This is a genomic window from Motiliproteus coralliicola (assembly GCF_003345655.1).
GTDB classification, from domain to species: Bacteria; Pseudomonadota; Gammaproteobacteria; order Pseudomonadales; family Balneatricaceae; genus Motiliproteus; species Motiliproteus coralliicola.
Map to the genome: position 1 here is coordinate 635,445 of NZ_QQOH01000001.1, position 16,338 is coordinate 651,782.

13 protein-coding genes are annotated in these 16,338 nt (G+C 57.0%); 6 read left to right on the top strand and 7 right to left on the bottom strand.

What is annotated here, in order from left to right; genetic code table 11:
* The first annotated feature begins 86 nt into the window (after positions 1 to 86).
* Positions 87 to 443 (top strand): hypothetical protein, encoded by a 357-nt coding sequence (locus DV711_RS02910; protein ID WP_114694141.1) that lies wholly within the window; start codon positions 87 to 89, stop codon positions 441 to 443.
* Positions 444 to 652: 209 nt separating this feature from the next.
* Positions 653 to 2,599, top strand: a complete 1,947-nt coding sequence (locus tag DV711_RS02915; RefSeq protein WP_114694142.1) for an ATP-binding protein — start codon at positions 653 to 655, stop codon at positions 2,597 to 2,599.
* 174 nt (positions 2,600 to 2,773) lie between these two features.
* Here DV711_RS02915 and DV711_RS02920 read toward each other — a convergent pair whose 3' ends face one another.
* The 5 genes from DV711_RS02920 to DV711_RS02940 form a co-directional block, all read right to left on the bottom strand.
* Positions 2,774 to 4,912: an FAD-dependent oxidoreductase gene (locus DV711_RS02920; protein ID WP_114694143.1), complete on the bottom strand. Its 2,139-nt coding sequence runs from the start codon at positions 4,910 to 4,912 to the stop codon at positions 2,774 to 2,776.
* Positions 4,913 to 5,048: 136 nt separating this feature from the next.
* Positions 5,049 to 6,323, bottom strand: coding sequence for a hypothetical protein (locus DV711_RS02925; RefSeq protein WP_114694144.1), 1,275 nt, complete (start codon positions 6,321 to 6,323; stop codon positions 5,049 to 5,051).
* Positions 6,324 to 6,336: 13 nt separating this feature from the next.
* Positions 6,337 to 6,627, bottom strand: coding sequence for a DUF2249 domain-containing protein (locus DV711_RS02930; RefSeq protein WP_114694145.1), 291 nt, complete (start codon positions 6,625 to 6,627; stop codon positions 6,337 to 6,339).
* The gene (locus DV711_RS02935; RefSeq protein WP_114694146.1) at positions 6,621 to 7,052 is read right to left on the bottom strand and encodes a hemerythrin domain-containing protein; all 432 of its coding nucleotides are present in this window, start codon (positions 7,050 to 7,052) and stop codon (positions 6,621 to 6,623) included. Before DV711_RS02935 ends, DV711_RS02930 begins: the two co-directional genes overlap by 7 nt.
* Before the next feature lie 76 nt (positions 7,053 to 7,128).
* Positions 7,129 to 7,653: an aminoacyl-tRNA deacylase gene (locus DV711_RS02940; protein WP_114694147.1), complete on the bottom strand. Its 525-nt coding sequence runs from the start codon at positions 7,651 to 7,653 to the stop codon at positions 7,129 to 7,131.
* A gap of 180 nt (positions 7,654 to 7,833) precedes the next feature.
* Between DV711_RS02940 and DV711_RS02945 the strand changes: the two genes are divergently transcribed.
* Both DV711_RS02945 and DV711_RS02950 read left to right on the top strand, forming a co-directional pair.
* On the top strand, positions 7,834 to 8,148 hold the full coding sequence (locus DV711_RS02945; RefSeq protein WP_114694148.1) for a hypothetical protein: 315 nt from the start codon (positions 7,834 to 7,836) through the stop codon (positions 8,146 to 8,148).
* Between the two features lie 93 nt (positions 8,149 to 8,241).
* Complete coding sequence (locus DV711_RS02950) at positions 8,242 to 9,486, top strand: UbiH/UbiF/VisC/COQ6 family ubiquinone biosynthesis hydroxylase (RefSeq protein ID WP_114694149.1); 1,245 nt, start codon at positions 8,242 to 8,244, stop codon at positions 9,484 to 9,486.
* 155 nt (positions 9,487 to 9,641) lie between these two features.
* On the opposite strand, the gene DV711_RS02955 is transcribed toward DV711_RS02950, so the two are convergent.
* Positions 9,642 to 10,520 carry a phasin family protein gene (locus DV711_RS02955; protein ID WP_114694150.1) on the bottom strand — a complete coding sequence of 293 codons (879 nt, stop codon included), beginning with the start codon at positions 10,518 to 10,520 and terminating at the stop codon, positions 9,642 to 9,644.
* 268 nt (positions 10,521 to 10,788) lie between these two features.
* Between DV711_RS02955 and DV711_RS02960 the strand changes: the two genes are divergently transcribed.
* Together DV711_RS02960 and DV711_RS02965 are read left to right on the top strand one after the other, a co-directional pair.
* Positions 10,789 to 11,610, top strand: a complete 822-nt coding sequence (locus DV711_RS02960) for an SDR family NAD(P)-dependent oxidoreductase (RefSeq protein WP_207802517.1) — start codon at positions 10,789 to 10,791, stop codon at positions 11,608 to 11,610.
* Positions 11,611 to 11,665: 55 nt separating this feature from the next.
* Complete coding sequence (locus DV711_RS02965) at positions 11,666 to 14,608, top strand: insulinase family protein (RefSeq protein WP_114694152.1); 2,943 nt, start codon at positions 11,666 to 11,668, stop codon at positions 14,606 to 14,608.
* Between the two features lie 41 nt (positions 14,609 to 14,649).
* Here DV711_RS02965 and DV711_RS02970 read toward each other — a convergent pair whose 3' ends face one another.
* Positions 14,650 to 16,203: a diguanylate cyclase gene (locus tag DV711_RS02970; RefSeq protein WP_114694153.1), complete on the bottom strand. Its 1,554-nt coding sequence runs from the start codon at positions 16,201 to 16,203 to the stop codon at positions 14,650 to 14,652.
* Positions 16,204 to 16,338 lie beyond the last annotated feature (135 nt).

Consider the following 16,338-nt stretch of genomic DNA (forward strand, 5'->3'; position numbering starts at 1 on the left):
CAGGAGGGCTTATCGGGTTTGAGCAATCCGGTGGATGGCACAGGTTAGGAGCTAACAACGGCAACGAGCGATGCGCATTGATGAGGATGGTTGCCATACCGAACGTCATTTCCAAACTCGCCGAAAACCTGTCGATCTCCGATTCACCATGGCAGTTCAAGCTATTGGCCATGCTGGTGATCTTTTTCTTTTCTGGTGGTCTGATGTTGGATTACTGGGCCTCTACTGTGACCGTTGCTGAGCTGTCCGGTACGCTGGATAGCCGCGATCTGGACCAGATGATTATCGATTTCACCAAGCAAAAACATGCCGCCCTGACAGGCTCCGCCAGCCTGCTCTACGACTTTGCCAAGATCGCGCTGGGTGCGCTGATCGCGAGCGTGACCCAGGGACTCAAACCCCAGACAACAGCGGCCGACTCTGGCACCGGGGCCGGCGCGTAGGAACGTTGTGATCAAGGCGAAGGGGGCTTCGCTGGTGTGGCGCTTTGGTGTCGATTTTCAGCGGTTTGATGCTTCAGGTCAGAGTCTGGCCTTGAAAAGCTGTTATTGAATCAGGAACGTTCTAAGATGACCTCCTAATGGGTTGATGTTGAAGATTTTTGTGCAACTCAATAGCAACCTCGCCAACGAGATGACAGGAAGTTGAGATTATGGAAAAACTCAGCAGTCGTACCTCTGCCCTTCGTTATTTTTTGATCCTGTTTCTACCCACGGCTGTGGTTATCTGTGGCCTGTTGTATCTCAGTCACCAGTACGAGCAGGACATCTATGTCGATAACGCCTCAACGACGCAGCACATATTGGTGCGCTCGCTTGCCCAACAGCTGGGGAATGAGATCCATAGCTCGGTCGTGCCGGAGTTGCTGCGATTGTCCGAAGACCCCAGGTTACAGGCGTTGCTGGAAAAGCCCTCAGCAGCGAATCTGGATGCCCTGGCTACGGTGATGCTGGGGCTGGCCAGGAACCACCATATCTACGACCAGATTCGTTTTATCGATCAGCAGGGCCACGAGCTGGTGCGGATCAATGGCTACGGCGCCAATGCGCAACGGGTTATGGCAGATCAACTCCAGAATAAGGCGGGACGCTACTATTTCGAGGATACTTTACGTCTTGGCGCCAAAGAGGTTTATGTCTCCCAGCTTGACCTGAACGTCGAGGGGGGCGAGGTGGAGCGACCTTTCAAGCCGATGATCCGAATCGGTACCCCGATAATTGACGCTGTCGGCAACAAGCGCGGTATCTTGCTATTCAACTACCGGGCCCAGGAGATCCTCAGCATTATCGACAGCCATGGGCAAAACGATGGTGTCTTGATGCTGATAAACAGGGACGGTTATTGGCTCAAAGGGCTGGACCCCGACCATGAGTGGGGATTTATGCTGCCGGAGCGCCAGGGTTTCAACTTTGCACAACGTTTCCCGTCAATCTGGCCGTCAGTGCAGAGTAACCCCAGCTTTCAGGTACTGCTACGCGACGGGATGGTGTCGGGGATCGAGGTAGCCCCCTTTCCATACAATACAGCTGTCGATCGCTACTCGACCCCACGCTGGATATTGGCCTCTTGGTTGCCGACCCGCAGTCTGATGCAGGCATCAAACAAAAATCTACCCTTCCGGATCATGATCGGCACGGTGTTTTTGATTTTGGCGGCGGCGGCTTCGATTGCACTGGGTCGGGGGATCTCCAAGCGAAATAAGAACCACGCCCAATTGCGCAAAGCAAATCAAAGCCAGTCCGAATTGATCGATCAATTAAAACAGGCCCAGGCACAACTGGTGCAATCGGAAAAGATGGCCGGTATCGGCCAACTGGCGGCCGGTGTTGCCCATGAGATCAATAATCCGGTGGGCTTTGTTGCCAGCAATCTGAACACGTTCGAGCGTTATGTTGAGCAGCTGTTGGCGGCTTTGGACTGCCACGAGCGCCTGCTCGCCGATGCCCAGGGACTGGACGACCTCAGGACCCAGGCCGGCGAGGTTGCAGAACAGCAGGATCTGGAATTTCTCCGTGAGGATATCGGCTGTGTGATCGCCGAAACCCAGGATGGCATTCGACGGATTAAGCGGATCGTCGCCGATCTGAAAGGCTTTGCCCGAGAAAGTGAAGAGGAGTGGGGGGTTGCCGACCTGCAGCAGGAGATCGAGCGCACGCTCAATCTGGTCAACAACGAACTCAAATATCACTGTACCGTACACAAACACTTCGCGGCTTTACCGCAGATCGAATGTATCTCTGCGGAGCTGAATCAGGTACTGGTGAACTTGTTGGTCAATGCCGCCCAGGCAATTAAGGATATGGGCAACATTACCCTGCGCACCGGTAGGCAGGGCGATAAGGTATGGTTGGAAGTAGAAGACGATGGCAGCGGCATCGAACCGGCAGATCTGGACCGGGTGTTCGAACCCTTCTTTACCACCAAACCGGTCGGAAAGGGGACGGGGCTTGGGTTGTCGATCTCCTACGGCATCATCAAGAAGCACAACGGCAGCATTGTTGTTCGCAGTCGTATGGGCGTAGGAACCTGCTTCCGGATTATGCTGCCGATCGCTCAGCGGGTCGATAAAGCGAACACGGAGCCGGCGGTGGTTGAATAAGCCTGCCAGGGACCAGCATGGGACGCAGCTGCTGCAACGGTACCAGCGACGAATGCAGTTGAAGCAACAGTGGGTACGGAAGGGTTTGCTGGGTTAGGACCCATCGCCAGCCTGGATAGCTGGCGATGGGGTTGTAGTTGGTCGGTTACGGTCAGTCTGGAGATGGCAGCCGGCCTAGTGGCCTCGACGCCAGCGGTGGAAACGTGCCAGATAGCCCATCAGTTTTTCCGGTACATGGTTTCGCTTCCACTGCCCGGCGGCATACTTGTTGGCCTCGCTTAGGGTCGGGTAGATATGGATGGTGCCGAGAATCTTGTTCAAACCCAGCCCATGACGCATTGCCAGGGTGAATTCGCTCAGCAACTCGCCCGAGTGCGGGCCGGCGATGGTGACGCCGAGGATCTTGTCCTTGCCCGGCACCGTCAGCACCTTGACCATACCTGAAGCCGTTTCATCGGCAATGGCGCGATCCAGCTCTTCTAGATCAAATTCGGTCACTTCATAGTCGATGCCGGCGGCCTTGGCCTCCAGCTCGTTGTAACCCACCCGGGCGATCTCCGGCTCGGTGAAGGTGGCAGCGGGGATGATCGAGTAGTCGACCTTGAAGCGTTTGATTCCGCCCAGCAGTGCGTTGACGACCGCGTACCAGGCTTGGTGGGCGGCGCTGTGGGTGAACTGGTAGGGGCTGCAGACATCACCGCAGGCAAATACATTGGGGAAGCGGGTTTGCAGGAATTCGTTAACTTCGATTCTGCCGTCCGCAGTCAGCGCCAGATCCAGTGTTTCGGCACCGAAACCTTCAACGTTGGCTTTGCGGCCGGTGGCGACCAGCAGCTGATCGAAGGCGACCTCAACCGATTCTCCCTCGTGTTCACACAACAGCATTTTTTGGCCGTCACGTTCGACGAACTCGATCATCTTGTGGTTCAGGCGAAGATCCACGCCTTCGGCGACCAGACGGTGTTGGACCCGGGCGGCAATCTCAGGATCTTCCTTGGGAAGGACCCGAGGACCACGAAGGACCTGGATCACCTGCGAACCAAGACGGGCGAAGGCCTGGGTCAGTTCACAGCCGATCGGACCACCGCCGAGGATCAGCAGGCGCTTGGGTTGCTCGCGCAGGTTCCATACGGTGTCGGAGGTCAGCGGTTCCATCGCTTCGATATTCTTGATTGGCGGTATCGCCGGGCGGGCACCGGTGGCGATGACGATATTGCGGGTGGTGATCTGTTCGCCGTTTACCTCGACTCGGTAAGGCGACAGGATTTTAGCTGCGCCTTGAATACAGTCGACTCCCAGGCCGGTGTAGCGCTCGACCGAGTCGTGGGGTTCGACCGTTTTGATTACCCGTTGAACCCGCTCCATCACATCGGAGAATTCGTATTCGACACTGGCACTTTTCAGCCCCAGCGACTCCACTTCCCTAGTCTCCTGGATAAAGCGGGCGCTGCGAATCAATGCCTTCGAGGGTACACAGCCGGTATTGAGGCAGTCACCGCCCATCTTGTGCTTTTCGATCAGACTGACCTTAGCTTTGGCTGCCGCAGCGATATAGGCGCTGACCAGACCGGCAGAACCTGCGCCGATCACCACCATATTGGTGTCAAACTTGGTCGGCTTTTCGATCCCTTGATAGACCTTACGGCGCTGGATAACGGCGATGATCTGTTTGGCGATCAGTGGGAAGATGCCGAGCAGGCAGAAGGAGATGATCAGCGCCGGGGACAGGATCCCGGACAGGCTGTCGATCTGGCCCAGTTGAGTACCGGCGTTAACGTAGACCATGGTCCCCAGCAGCATCCCAAGCTGGCTGACCCAGTAGAAGGTCAGGGTGCGCAGGTGGGTCAGTCCCATCACCAGATTGATGACGAAGAATGGGAACAACGGTACCAGACGAAGGGTGAACAGGTAGAAGGCACCATCGCGCTCAATCCCGGCGTTGATCGATTCCAACTGCTTACCGAAGCGTTGTTCCAGCACGCTGCGGAACAGAAAACGTGAGCAGAGGAATGCCAGGGTCGCGCCGATACTGCTGGCAAAGGACACCAGTACCAGCCCCCAACCAAAACCGAATAGGGCACCGGCCGCCAGAGTCATGACGGCCGCTCCCGGTAGCGACAGCGCGGTCACCAGCACATAGATCAGGAAGAAACCACCGCCGGTCAACAACGGGTTCTGCTCGAACGAGCGCATAAAATCGCTTTGGTGCTGTTTGAAATACTCCAGACTTAAAAGCTGGTGCAGATCGAACACAAAGAACAGTGCGATTAAAACAACTACGGCGCTTAGCAGCAGCGCTTTCTTCAAATTCATACTTTCTCTTCTCAACTGGCGATCGAATGAATGAATACAGCAGACGAGCGACTGCCGAAGTCGTTACAACCTTGGCATCAAAATATTGAAAAATCAGCTTTTTAAGGCAACTTATCGATATGACGGCACAGAACGGTTAGTTCAGATGCTGTCGATAGAGGGCAAACGCCTGGTGCAGTGTCCAGCCCAGCCAGACGAAATCGGCGATCAGCAGCAGTGCTGCAAGCGGGGTTAATAGCGGCAGCCACAGTGCGATCAGTAAGCCGCAAAGCGCGGTGCAGTGAAGCCACCACTGACGCTTGGAACGGGCGGTGGAGATCAGCTGCTTCATGTTGGGTAGGGTCAACAGCTTCTCAGGCTGGGTCAGGCATTGGCGTTGCAGGTGCAGATAGAGCAGGAAAGGCACTATCTTCTGCAGCATCCCGAAAATGACCGCCAGCAAACCGCCGAAGCCGAATAGAATCGCACTCAGCTCGGCCAGTGGTAACCGGTTCGGTAGCTCCGGCCAGCCCAGGGTCGCCAGATTGACCACCATCGACAGCGCGATGCAGCCTAGTGCCAGTTGCCAGAATCGCACCGTGTAGTCGAGTAACTTGCGGCGGCGTTGCCGCAAGTGCCGGGAGGCCAGCGCGCAGTAACCCAACACCAGCAGTTTGCTCAGTGCCATTAACGCGATAGCCGCGCTTCCATCGAGCACAGTGCCCAACAACAGGCTGAGCATCAGCGCGCCGGGTAGCCATCGCTGTACCCTGGCGGGGAAGTCCGGCGCCACATGGAACATCGGTATGACCTGAAAACTGACTCCCACCACCAGCAACAGGCCCCAACCCTGGATGCCCCAGAGCGCATGCTGGTCGGTGTTCAGGATGGGGGCCAGGGGGGCGGTTTGCGGGCTGCTGCGCCACCAGAGCAGAATCACACCGGCAATCAGCGTTATCAGTAAACAGAACGCCGCCAGCCGAATCGAAACCAGGGTGTGACCGGCGGGTCGGATCTTGATCAAAGCCTGGATCAAACGTGAAATAAACAATCCGAAGCCGATCACGAATGCGGCCAATGTCAGACTAAATAGAATCGGACCGGGAAACAGGAAGGTTAACGATAGCAAGACGGTACCGAGGCTGATGCAGCCGCGTACCAGCAGCGCCTGTGTTCGGCTCAACGGGATCGGTTGCGAACTGACCACCGGCATCACCTGGCACAGCGCGCCAAGCATGATCTGGGCGGCGAAACCGAGGGTCAGTAGGTGCACCAGTGCGAGTGCCGCCGGATCCCATCGAGCTGTCAGGGCCTGGGGCTGGAACAGCAATACCAGACCGGCCAGTACGCCGAATAGCGGCGCGGTGGCAAAGAAGCCGTAGGGGATGCTCAGGGGCGGGATGTTATCGAAATTCAGCCCGTCGGTTCTCATTCTATCCTTAGACTCACTCGCAAGGGCCGGCAGCGCTGACCAAGCGGGCCAGCGCATCCGGGTCGGCGCTGTCTCCTGGCCAGATTTGGATCAGCACTTGCTGAAGCTGCTGCTCGTAGCGGTGGTGGTATCCGCTCAGTGCCAGCATTTCGAACAGCGGGTAGGGGATGCGCCGGTGGGTTACCTGTAGCCGATGTCCGGCTGGAAGTTGGCACAGCGCTTTGAAAACTTCCAGCAGGGGTTCTGGTGGTTCCAGTTCACTAACGTCCAGCTCGATAGCGTCGAGCCGGTCGGGATCTAGCATTGCTGCATCTCATTGAGGGTGTTGTCAGGATCGGGCAGAGCTCGCATCGACATCGGATAGAGGATCTGCTCCTCCTTCATGTTGTGCTGCTGCATCAGGATCATCAGGGTTTCACTGGCGCCGAGCAGGGTGTCGGCGTCTTTGGCCCCCAGGGCCTGACCAACCTGGGCGAACAGTTGACGCATCTGGTCGTGTTCCATCCGCATGACGGACGTGGGGCCGGCGGTGCTGCCGGTCGCTTGTTCAAAAGCGGGGAACAGGACCTGCTCCTCCATCGAAAAATGATGCTCAATCGCCTGCTGGAATTCACTCCAGCCCTGTTGCGCTTCGTCCCACTTGCCCTGGCTGACTGCTTCTTCTGCCTGGTTGAAAAACTCGTCGCAACGACGATGATCGGAGGTCATAAATTCGCTGATGGATGTCATGTGTAGCTGTCCCACAAAAATAAAAAGATGTCGCTGAAGGCGATTATGGACGCTACGTTTTTAGTTCGGCATTGATCTACGTCAGTTGCGTCGACCAGCGTATGGGTGTGCGTGTCGGACAGGGGGGAAGACGAGAAATATCACCGCTTAGCAGGCCGCCTAATAATTGAGCGAACTGTTGCTGGTTGAGCTTGACCAGCTCGGTGTTGTCGCCATCCTCCAGGTAGACGCGGGGGACCTGAAACAGACGTTGATCAACCACCATGTCCAGGTTGAAGGGTTGGCCGAGGCCAGGGACGCCGCAAGGGGCGACATCCTGAAAGATCTCTTTGAGTTGCGCAGGAGCAACTTCACGGAAACTCTCATCGGTGAGACGCTTCAACTTATCGAAGTCGAGCAGATGGGACGCCGGTAGCAGCACCATCAACAGCTGGCCCGGGAAATTAGTCGCTTCGACGATGCTCGAGCGGGCCAGTTCGGCCAGCGGTATCGACGCAGCCTGCGCCGCTTCGGCGGCCACCGCGGTCGGCTTGTGCTTGAGGATATGATAATCAACGTGCTGATTGCTGAGGAATTCACTCATCGGTATCGGCATCGCCATGATCTTAGCCTCCAGTTTTGGCCGGTTACGAATGTACCGGTCTACACCGCTGTTTATATAGTCCAACTGGCGTCATCGAAACTTGAGAACTATTCAACTGACCGTGGTTAATAACCGGTTCGGACCGAGGTCAAAGCTAACAGCGACTAGACTCAGACAGCTGCTAACGGAGGTGCCGTGATGATTGAAGGACTGGAACAACTACTGGCAAAGGGATGCGACAGCGCCGAATTGAGATTCGGACTGGGCAGTGCTTATCTGAAACAGAACCAGTTACCGCAGGCGATCGAACACCTGAAATGTTGCGTAGAGCAAAAGCCGGATTACTCCGCCGGCTGGAAGCAGCTGGGCAAGGCCTACCTCAAAGCCGAACTGCCTGAACTGGCGCAGGCGAGTTATCAGCAAGGCATAGCGGTGGCTGAAGCCAAGGGTGATGTCCAGGCAGTGAAAGAGATGCAGGTCTTTTTGAAGCGGATTCAGCGAGCTGCAAATTAGCGCCGGACCAGTTCGGTTAGCCGCGCCCATGACGGGGCGCTATAATCGTCCCCCTTTATAATTCTGCCCTTTAGGTCTTTGGGAGCTGGCTGCATGAATGGACCCGCAACAACCTCCGAATACGATATCGTCATTGTCGGCGCCGGAATGGTCGGTGCCGCGCTGGCTGCCGCGCTGGCCCCCACCGGCTTGAAGCTACTGTTGCTCGAGGCCAACCGCCCGGAACCCTTCGACAGCAACCAGCCGCACGACTTGCGGGTTTCGGCCATCAGTCCGGCGTCTGAGAACTTTATCCGTCATATCGGAGCCTGGCAGGGGGTCGAACAGCGTCGACTATGCCCGTACAAACGCATGCGGGTGTGGGAAACCTCCGGTCAAGGTGATACCCGTTTCGACTGTGCCGATATCGATCAGCCGGTGTTGGGTCATATTGTCGAGAATCGTATTCTGCAGTTGGCGCTTTGGGATCGGCTCGAGCGCAGCGATAACGTCGAACTACGCTGTCCGATCCGTGTTCAGCAGCTGCAATACCAGGACGGCCAAGGGCCAACAGAACTGTATTGTGACGATGGTAGCCGCATCAGTTGTCGGTTGCTGGTGGCGGCTGACGGCGGCTTCTCCTGGGTCCGGCAGCAGGCCGGGATCGGGGTGCATAACTGGTCCTATCCGCAACAGGCACTGGTGGCCTACGTCAAGACTCGTTACCCGCAGCAGGATATTACCTGGCAACGCTTTGTATCCAGCGGCCCACAGGCGTTTCTACCGCTCAGTGGTCCGTACGGGTCGGTGGTCTGGTACAACCGTCCTGAAGAGGTAACGCGGCTGCAAGCGCTCAACGAAGGACAGTTTTTGGAAGAGCTGGAAGCTGCCTTTCCATCCGAATTGGGCGATATCGAACAGTTGCTGGGGCGGGCCAGCTTCCCGCTGCGAAGCCAGTACGCATTGGATTATGTAAAACCGGGCTTGGCCTTGGTGGGCGATGCGGCCCATATGATCCACCCGTTGGCCGGGCAGGGGGTCAACATCGGCCTGTTGGACGCCGCCGAACTGGCACAGCAGGTCGGTGATGCCCTGCAGGCTGGGCAAGATTGGGCCTCGCTGCCAGTGTTGAAGCAGTATCAGCAAGCCCGCAAGCAGCATAACCTGATGATGATGGGCGGGATGGATCTGATCTGTCGCGTGTTCAGCAATGACAAGGCGCCGCTGAAGCTTCTGCGCAACATCGGTTTGGGCATGGCACAGCGACTGACTCCGGCGCGTAACCAGGCGATGAAGTTTGCGATGGGGCTGGATGGTAAGTTTCCTCGAGCCACGCAGCCCGACAACGGGGCGCGTTAACCATCGGGCGGTGGTCCGACGAAACAGTCTACTGCGGTCCGTGCTAGCTGCTTTGCGGCAGCACCGATCCGATTGAAAACGAAAAAGGGCGAACTCTTCAGTTCGCCCTTTTTGATTGCAGCTGTCCTAAGTGGACAGCGTCGGCTTGTCAGCGATTACTTGGCACGGGCCGGTGCGGCACGAACACCGCTGGCGGCTGCCGGCTTGGCCTTGGCGGCCGGCTTGGCTGCGGACTTCGGCTCAGCCTTGGACTCGGCTTTGGCAGCTTCGGCCTTGGCCGGAGCCTTTTTAGCGGCGGGCTTTTTAGCAGCCGGAGCGGCTTTCTTGGAAGCAGGCTTGGCCGCGGCACGCTTGACCGGCTTCTTGGCGGTAGCGTTCTGGGCCGCTTTTTCGTTCACGGTGGCGATAGCGTCGGCGACGGTCGGCTTGGGAGCCGCCTTTTTAGCGGCCGGCTTGGCAGCAGCCTTCGGAGCGGCTTTTTTCGGAGCAGTAGTTTCAGCTTTTACCGCCGGCTTGGCTGCGGACTTCTTGGCAGCAGGAGCGGCTTTTTTGGCCGGTGCTGCAGCTTTCTTCGGCGCAGCCTTCTTGGCCGCCGGTTTGGCTACGGGGGCAGCAACCGGGGCAGCGGCCGGAGTCAGATTCTCGGTGACCGCTTTAAAACGCTCGCCAACCTCTTTCAGACTGGCTTCAACATTGCAGAGCTCGTTGATGCGCTCCATGTTATCGCTGTAGCTGCTGCTCAGCACATCCTCAACACCGTCACGCAGTTCGTTCAGGGTTGCCAGGTTCTGGCTGGCAATACCGTTGAACTGGTCTTCGAACGACTTGGCTGCCTCGAACGAGAGTTCGGTAACACGCTGCGCGCTCTGGGTGGAGGTCAGCGACTGTACCTGCTTGATGCTGGTGCTGATGCACTCTTTCAGATAATCAGCCTGAGCGGTTGCGATCTGCTCTACGGCCTTGCGGTTGAGTTCGGCCAGTTCTACCAGCGGCTGGAGACTGGACTTGACGTTTTCCATGGTTGATTCGTACATGTACGTGCTCCATCATCAAGCAATTAATTTAAAAGCTGTTTTATTTGCATCGTCCCGATCGTTTCAACCTCAAACAATGGGACCAACTTGCGCTGATTTAGCGACTTGCTGCAATGCAGCAAAGATGCTGGTGACTATAAATTGAGCAGTGCAGCGTTGTCAATGATTTATGCGGCACTGCAGCAAAGGAATTCTACGCCTGTTCGATGACATTGCAGGTTGGGTTTGATGACGCCATTCCGTATTTCTGCTCGAGGAGCTATCTACGTTGGAAACTGTATTAATTACCGGCTGTTCCTCCGGTATCGGTCTGCGCAGTGCCGAGCGTCTGCGCGACGCGGGTTATCGGGTATTGGCCAGTGCCCGTCAGAGCGCCGATGTCGAGCGTTTGCAGCAGCTCGGTTTTGAGGCTCATCCGCTTGATCTGGATTGTTCGGACTCCATTGCGCAGGCCGTGGCTTGGGTGGTCGAGCGCTGTGACGGCCAGCTGGATGCCGTGTTCCATAACGGGGCTTACGGCCAACCCGGCGCGCTGGAAGACCTTAGTCGTGAGGCGCTACGGCAACAGTTCGAGACCAACCTGTTCGGCTGGCACGAGCTGACTTGTGCGGTGATCCCTTTGATGCGAGCCCGGGGACGAGGGCGAATAGTGCTGAACTCTTCGGTGCTGGGCTTAGTCTGTATGCCTTACCGTGGTGCTTATAACGCCTCCAAATTTGCCCTCGAGGCGATGGCCGATACGTTGCGGATGGAGCTCAACGGCAGCGGCATCGAGATCGTGCTGATCGAGCCTGGTCCGATCGACAGTCGGTTTCGGGAAAATGCCCGTCGGGCGTTCCTGCGCTATATCGATCCTCAGCGCAGCCATCATGCTCAAGCCTATGCCGAGATGGATGCCCGTTTGACCAAACCCGGCTTGAGCGGCCGCTTTACTCTACCGGCCGATGCCGTAGCGGATAAACTGCTGGCGGCGTTGCAGGCAAGGCGCCCGAAAACACGTTACTATGTCACTACACCTACCTACTTGTTCGCTTTCCTGAAGCGCGTGCTGCCCACGACCCTACTGGATCGCATCCTAAGCCGGGGTTGAGCAAGCCCTGGATACAAGATTTGACGACAAGACCTGGACACAGATAAGGACAACGATGAGCCAAGCCAGCGTTAACGCCTCCGAGGCCCTGACTCCCCATAACAGTTTCGAATTTGAGCGTAGCCAGACGATCGCATCCCTGGGTATCGATGTGGCCGAATATCGCCACCGGGTCACCGGTGCCAAGCACTACCATATCGCCTCGGACAACACCGAGAATGTATTTCTGGTTGCACTTCGAACCATTCCGGAAGACTCCTCCGGCGTCGCCCATATACTGGAACATACCAGCCTGTGCGGCAGTGAAAAGTACCCGGTGCGCGATCCGTTCTTTATGATGACGCGCCGTTCGCTCAACACCTTTATGAACGCCTTTACCAGCTCCGACTGGACCGCCTATCCGTTTGCCAGTCAGAACAGCAAGGACTTCTTCAACCTGCTGGATGTGTATCTGGATGCGGTGTTCTTCACCCGGCTGGATGAGCTCGACTTTGCCCAGGAAGGCCATCGGATCGAGTTCGAGGAGGAGGGCAATCCCGACTCGGCGCTGGTCTACAAAGGGGTGGTCTTCAACGAGATGAAGGGGGCGATGAGCTCGCCGGTCAGCCTGTTGTGGCAGACCCTGACTAAGCACCTGTTCCCGACCACGACCTACCACCACAACAGCGGTGGTGATCCGGAAGCGATTCCGAGCCTGAGTTATGACGAGCTCAAAGCTTTCTATCGCAGCCATTACCACCCCAGCAACGCGATCTTCATGAGCTTCGGCGATCTGCCTGCAGCTGAATTGCAGCAGCGATTCGAAGAGCAGGCACTGGCGCGTTTCCAGGCCCAGCCGCTCAATATCGGCGTGCCGGACGAGCAGCGCTACTATGCCCCGGTCCGGGTCGAAGAGGCTTATGCATTGGAGGATGAAGATAGCAGCGCCAAAACCCATGTGGTGTTGGGTTGGCTGCTGGGTAACAGCACCGACCTGGAGCAGCTGCTTGAAGCGCACCTGTTGTCACGGGTGCTGCTGGATAACAGCGCCTCGCCGTTGCGTTTTGCGCTGGAATCCACCGAATTGGGTAATGCACCCTCGCCGCTGTGCGGACTGGAAGACTCAAACCGTGAAATGAGCTTTATGTGCGGCTTGGAAGGCACCGAGCCGCAGCAGGCCGACGCGATCGAAGCGATGGTGCTTGGAGTGCTGCAGCAGGTGGCGGAGCAGGGCGTTGAACAATCCCAGCTGGAAGCGGCGCTGCATCAGTTGGAACTGAGCCAGCGTGAGATCGGCGGTGACGGTTATCCCTACGGCCTGCAGCTGATGCTGGGAGGCTTGGGCGCTGCGATCCACCGCGGCGATCCGGTGGCCGCAATCAATCTCGATCCGGTGCTGGAATCGCTGCATGAGAAAATCAAGCAGCCTAACTATGTTCAACAGCTGGTTCAGCGCTTGTTGCTGGATAACCAGCACCGGGTGCGACTGACCCTGCGTCCCGATAACGGCTTGGCGAAGCGTCGGGATCAGGGTGAGGCCGATAAGTTGGCGGCGATCAAGTCGTCGCTGAGTGACGAACAGAAACAGTGGCTGCTGGATCGTGCGGCGGCCTTGAAAGAGCGTCAAAACCAGCAGGATGATGAAACAGTCCTGCCGCGAGTCGGTCTTGAGGATGTGCCCGAGCAGATCCGAATTCCCGAGGGTGAGCAGAACACACTGAGCTGTGGTGAGCGGGTCTTCTACGGTCGTGGTACTAACGGTCTGGTTTATCAGCAGCTGCTGGTCGAACTGCCACAGTTGACCGACGAGCAGCAGCAATTGCTGCCGTATTACACCAGTTGTATGACCGAGCTGGGTTGTGGCGAGCTGAACTACCAGCAGGCACAGGCCTGGCAGGCCCAAGTCAGTGGCGGTATCAGTGCCTACACCAGCGTCCGGGGAGCCATCGATGACGAACAGCAGGTGAAGGGCTATCTGACCCTGTCCGGTAAGGCCCTGTTGGATAATGTCGATGCGCTGGCCGAGTTGATGGCCACTACCTTCAATGGGCTGCGGTTTGACGAACACGCTAAAATTCGTGAACTGATGGCGCAGAAACTGGCCCGTAAACAGCAAAGCATCACCGGCAGCGGTCATGCGCTGGCGATGATGGCGGCCAGCAGCGGGTACAGTCCGGCGGCTCGCCTGGCTGAGCGCCAGCAGGGGCTGGAGAGTATTAGCCATCTGAAACAGCTCGATGCGAAACTCAATGAAACCGACCAGTTGGTGGCATTTGCCAATCAGCTGGCCGAGCTGCATTCGCTGCTGCTGAAGGCGCCACGCCACTTCCTGGTGGTGGCCGAGCCAAGCAAGAGCGACGCCTGTGACGAAGCCCTGCTGCAACATTGGCAGGCAGCCGATAGCGCGGGTTTTGCAAGCTTCAGCCTGCCGACTACCCGCCGCAAGGTTCGGCAGGCCTGGGGCACCAATACCCAGGTTAACTTCTGTGCTCGCTCCTACGCCACCGTAGCGGTGGAGCATGAGGATGCGGCGGCGCTGACGGTGCTGGGCGACTTCCTGCGTAACGGCTTCCTGCACCGTGCGATCCGGGAGCAGGGTGGAGCCTATGGTTCCGGAGCAAGTCAGGATTCAGCCAACGCCTGTTTCCGTTTCTTCTCCTACCGTGATCCGCGCCTCGCCGAGACACTGCAGGATTTCGAAGCTTCTATCGACTGGTTGACCCAGACCGAGCATGCGGACAGCCGTCTGGAAGAGGCGATTCTCGGGGTTGTCAGCAATATCGATAAACCCGGTTCACCCGCCGGCGAAGCCAAGCAGGCCTACCACAGCACGCTGTTTGGACGCACGCCGGCCCAGCGTCAAGCGTTCCGAGCCCGGATCTTGAAAGTCACTATCGAGGACTTGAAGCGGGTGGCGGCCAGCTATCTTAGCGGTCAGCCCTGCAGTGAGGCCGTAGTGACCGAGCCGCAACAGGCGCAGCAGTTGGCCGATCAGGGCTTCGAACTCTGTAAAATCTGATCCTTCAGCACAGCCCGGAAGCAGGTGACGCGGCAGCTAGCTTAATCGCTGCACGGATCCTGCTCCGGACTGAGAGGATCTTGCTCTCGCTTGGCATGCTTTTGCAGGTACATCTGCTTATCGGCCTCGGCCAGCAGCATCTGGGCGTTGTTGTGGCGGGTGGAGTCCAGCTGGACCACGCCGTAACTGAAGCTGAGGCTGTAAGCCTTGCAAAGATCCTGCTCGATCTTGTGAAGTTTTTGCTTCAGCCGCTGCATCAACTCCAGCGATTCCTTGTCCGAGCTCTGAGGCAGTACCAGCAGGAATTCATCACCGCCGAGCCTTGCGGCGATATCCGCTTCGCGCACCGATTCAGCCACGATCTTGCTGAATGTCTTGATCAACCAATCCCCTTCGGCGTGGCCGTAACGGTCATTGGCCTGTTTCAAACCGTCAAGATCCAGGTAGCAGATCGTCAGCGGGCTGTGGTATCGCTGGGCGTTGGCGAAGGCCTTCTCCAACATCAGTAGCCCGGTACGGCGATTGATCAGCTGGGTCATCGCATCGATGGTGGCATGATGTTCAATAATTTTCTGCGCTCGTTTGATGTCGGTGACATCGGTAAAGCCGATGATATAGACATCGCGACCGCGAATATCCGCTTGTCGAACCGACGCCAGCATCTCCAGGGTCTGGCCGAGGGGGTTGTCGAGCACGATCTCGACCTCTTCGATCTGCTCGTCGAGCCGTAGTCGCTCTAGAAATGTCTGATTGGCCTGATGGGCCTGGGGTAGAAAGGCGTCGAGCTTGTGCCGGCCCGGTCTTTTGGGGTCCAGCCCCAAATGCTTGAGCATGCGCTGGTTGCCTACCACGATGCTCAGGTCTCGAGCATCGACCAGCAGCATCCCGGTTGGCGTGGCGGAAAACAGTTTCTCCAGATCGCGGTAGCGCTTTTTCAGGCTGTTCAGGGTCTGCTCAACTCGTCTGGCGGCCGGTGAGAAGATATAAAACACCTCGATTACCAAGACAAGCAGCGTGGCGACAAACAGGAAGACCTCAAACAGCTGAATGCGTTTGACCTTGTTGGCCGCTTCTTCAGCATAGAGGAACACAATTTCGTTCATCGATTTTAGAAATTTGGCCTCGTTAATCTGAATATTCAGCAGTGCAGCGATGGATTCAGCGTGGCTGATATCGGGTTCAAGGAGCAGATTGACATCGACCAGAATGGCCTCGTAAGCGGGTTGAATCGAATCGAACAGCGCCTGAATCTGTTCACTGTTGTGGCCGGGCAGGCCAAGGCTTTCGTCGCCATATTGCAGCCCCTGCTGGGTTTTTACCCAAAGCCTGGCAGCCTCTCTGAGTTCAAGGCGATGACTTTCCTTGGTTTTACTACCCGTTGCCTGTACAAGATTGACGCTGCTTTTGGCGATCTTCTGGCTCAGCATCCGCTGACGTCCGGCCAGATTGATAAGATCAGAATCGCTCTCCTGGGCTGCAATCAGCAGCTGGAGGCTGAGCTGTGAGACGGTAATCAGCAACGCAATCATCGAAAGGGCGAAAATATAGCGCTTGCGTAGCTGTTTGGGGGTAATGAACCTCGAACTGCGAATCATCGAAAAGGGTTCCTGGCGAGGTGACAACTGGTAATCATTATAGGAGATGGTCTTCCCACCAGCTAAACCCTAATGGTGATGGCCATCAACCTCCTTAACCTGTATCAATTATCAGTAATTGATAATAAAACAATG

Excerpts from the sequence above, each read along its gene's own strand:
- DV711_RS02950 (WP_114694149.1), top strand. The coding sequence starts at position 8,242 with ATGAATGGACCCGCAACAACCTCCGAATACGATATCGTCATTGTCGGC.
- DV711_RS02955 (WP_114694150.1), bottom strand. The coding sequence starts at position 10,520 with ATGTACGAATCAACCATGGAAAACGTCAAGTCCAGTCTCCAGCCGCTG.
- DV711_RS02945 (WP_114694148.1), top strand. The coding sequence starts at position 7,834 with ATGATTGAAGGACTGGAACAACTACTGGCAAAGGGATGCGACAGCGCC.
- DV711_RS02970 (WP_114694153.1), bottom strand. The coding sequence starts at position 16,203 with ATGATTCGCAGTTCGAGGTTCATTACCCCCAAACAGCTACGCAAGCGC.
- DV711_RS02935 (WP_114694146.1), bottom strand. The coding sequence starts at position 7,052 with ATGACATCCATCAGCGAATTTATGACCTCCGATCATCGTCGTTGCGAC.
- DV711_RS02910 (WP_114694141.1), top strand. The coding sequence starts at position 87 with ATGGTTGCCATACCGAACGTCATTTCCAAACTCGCCGAAAACCTGTCG.
- DV711_RS02965 (WP_114694152.1), top strand. The coding sequence starts at position 11,666 with ATGAGCCAAGCCAGCGTTAACGCCTCCGAGGCCCTGACTCCCCATAAC.
- DV711_RS02940 (WP_114694147.1), bottom strand. The coding sequence starts at position 7,653 with ATGGCGATGCCGATACCGATGAGTGAATTCCTCAGCAATCAGCACGTT.
- DV711_RS02920 (WP_114694143.1), bottom strand. The coding sequence starts at position 4,912 with ATGAATTTGAAGAAAGCGCTGCTGCTAAGCGCCGTAGTTGTTTTAATC.
- DV711_RS02925 (WP_114694144.1), bottom strand. The coding sequence starts at position 6,323 with ATGAGAACCGACGGGCTGAATTTCGATAACATCCCGCCCCTGAGCATC.
- DV711_RS02930 (WP_114694145.1), bottom strand. The coding sequence starts at position 6,627 with ATGCTAGATCCCGACCGGCTCGACGCTATCGAGCTGGACGTTAGTGAA.
- DV711_RS02915 (WP_114694142.1), top strand. The coding sequence starts at position 653 with ATGGAAAAACTCAGCAGTCGTACCTCTGCCCTTCGTTATTTTTTGATC.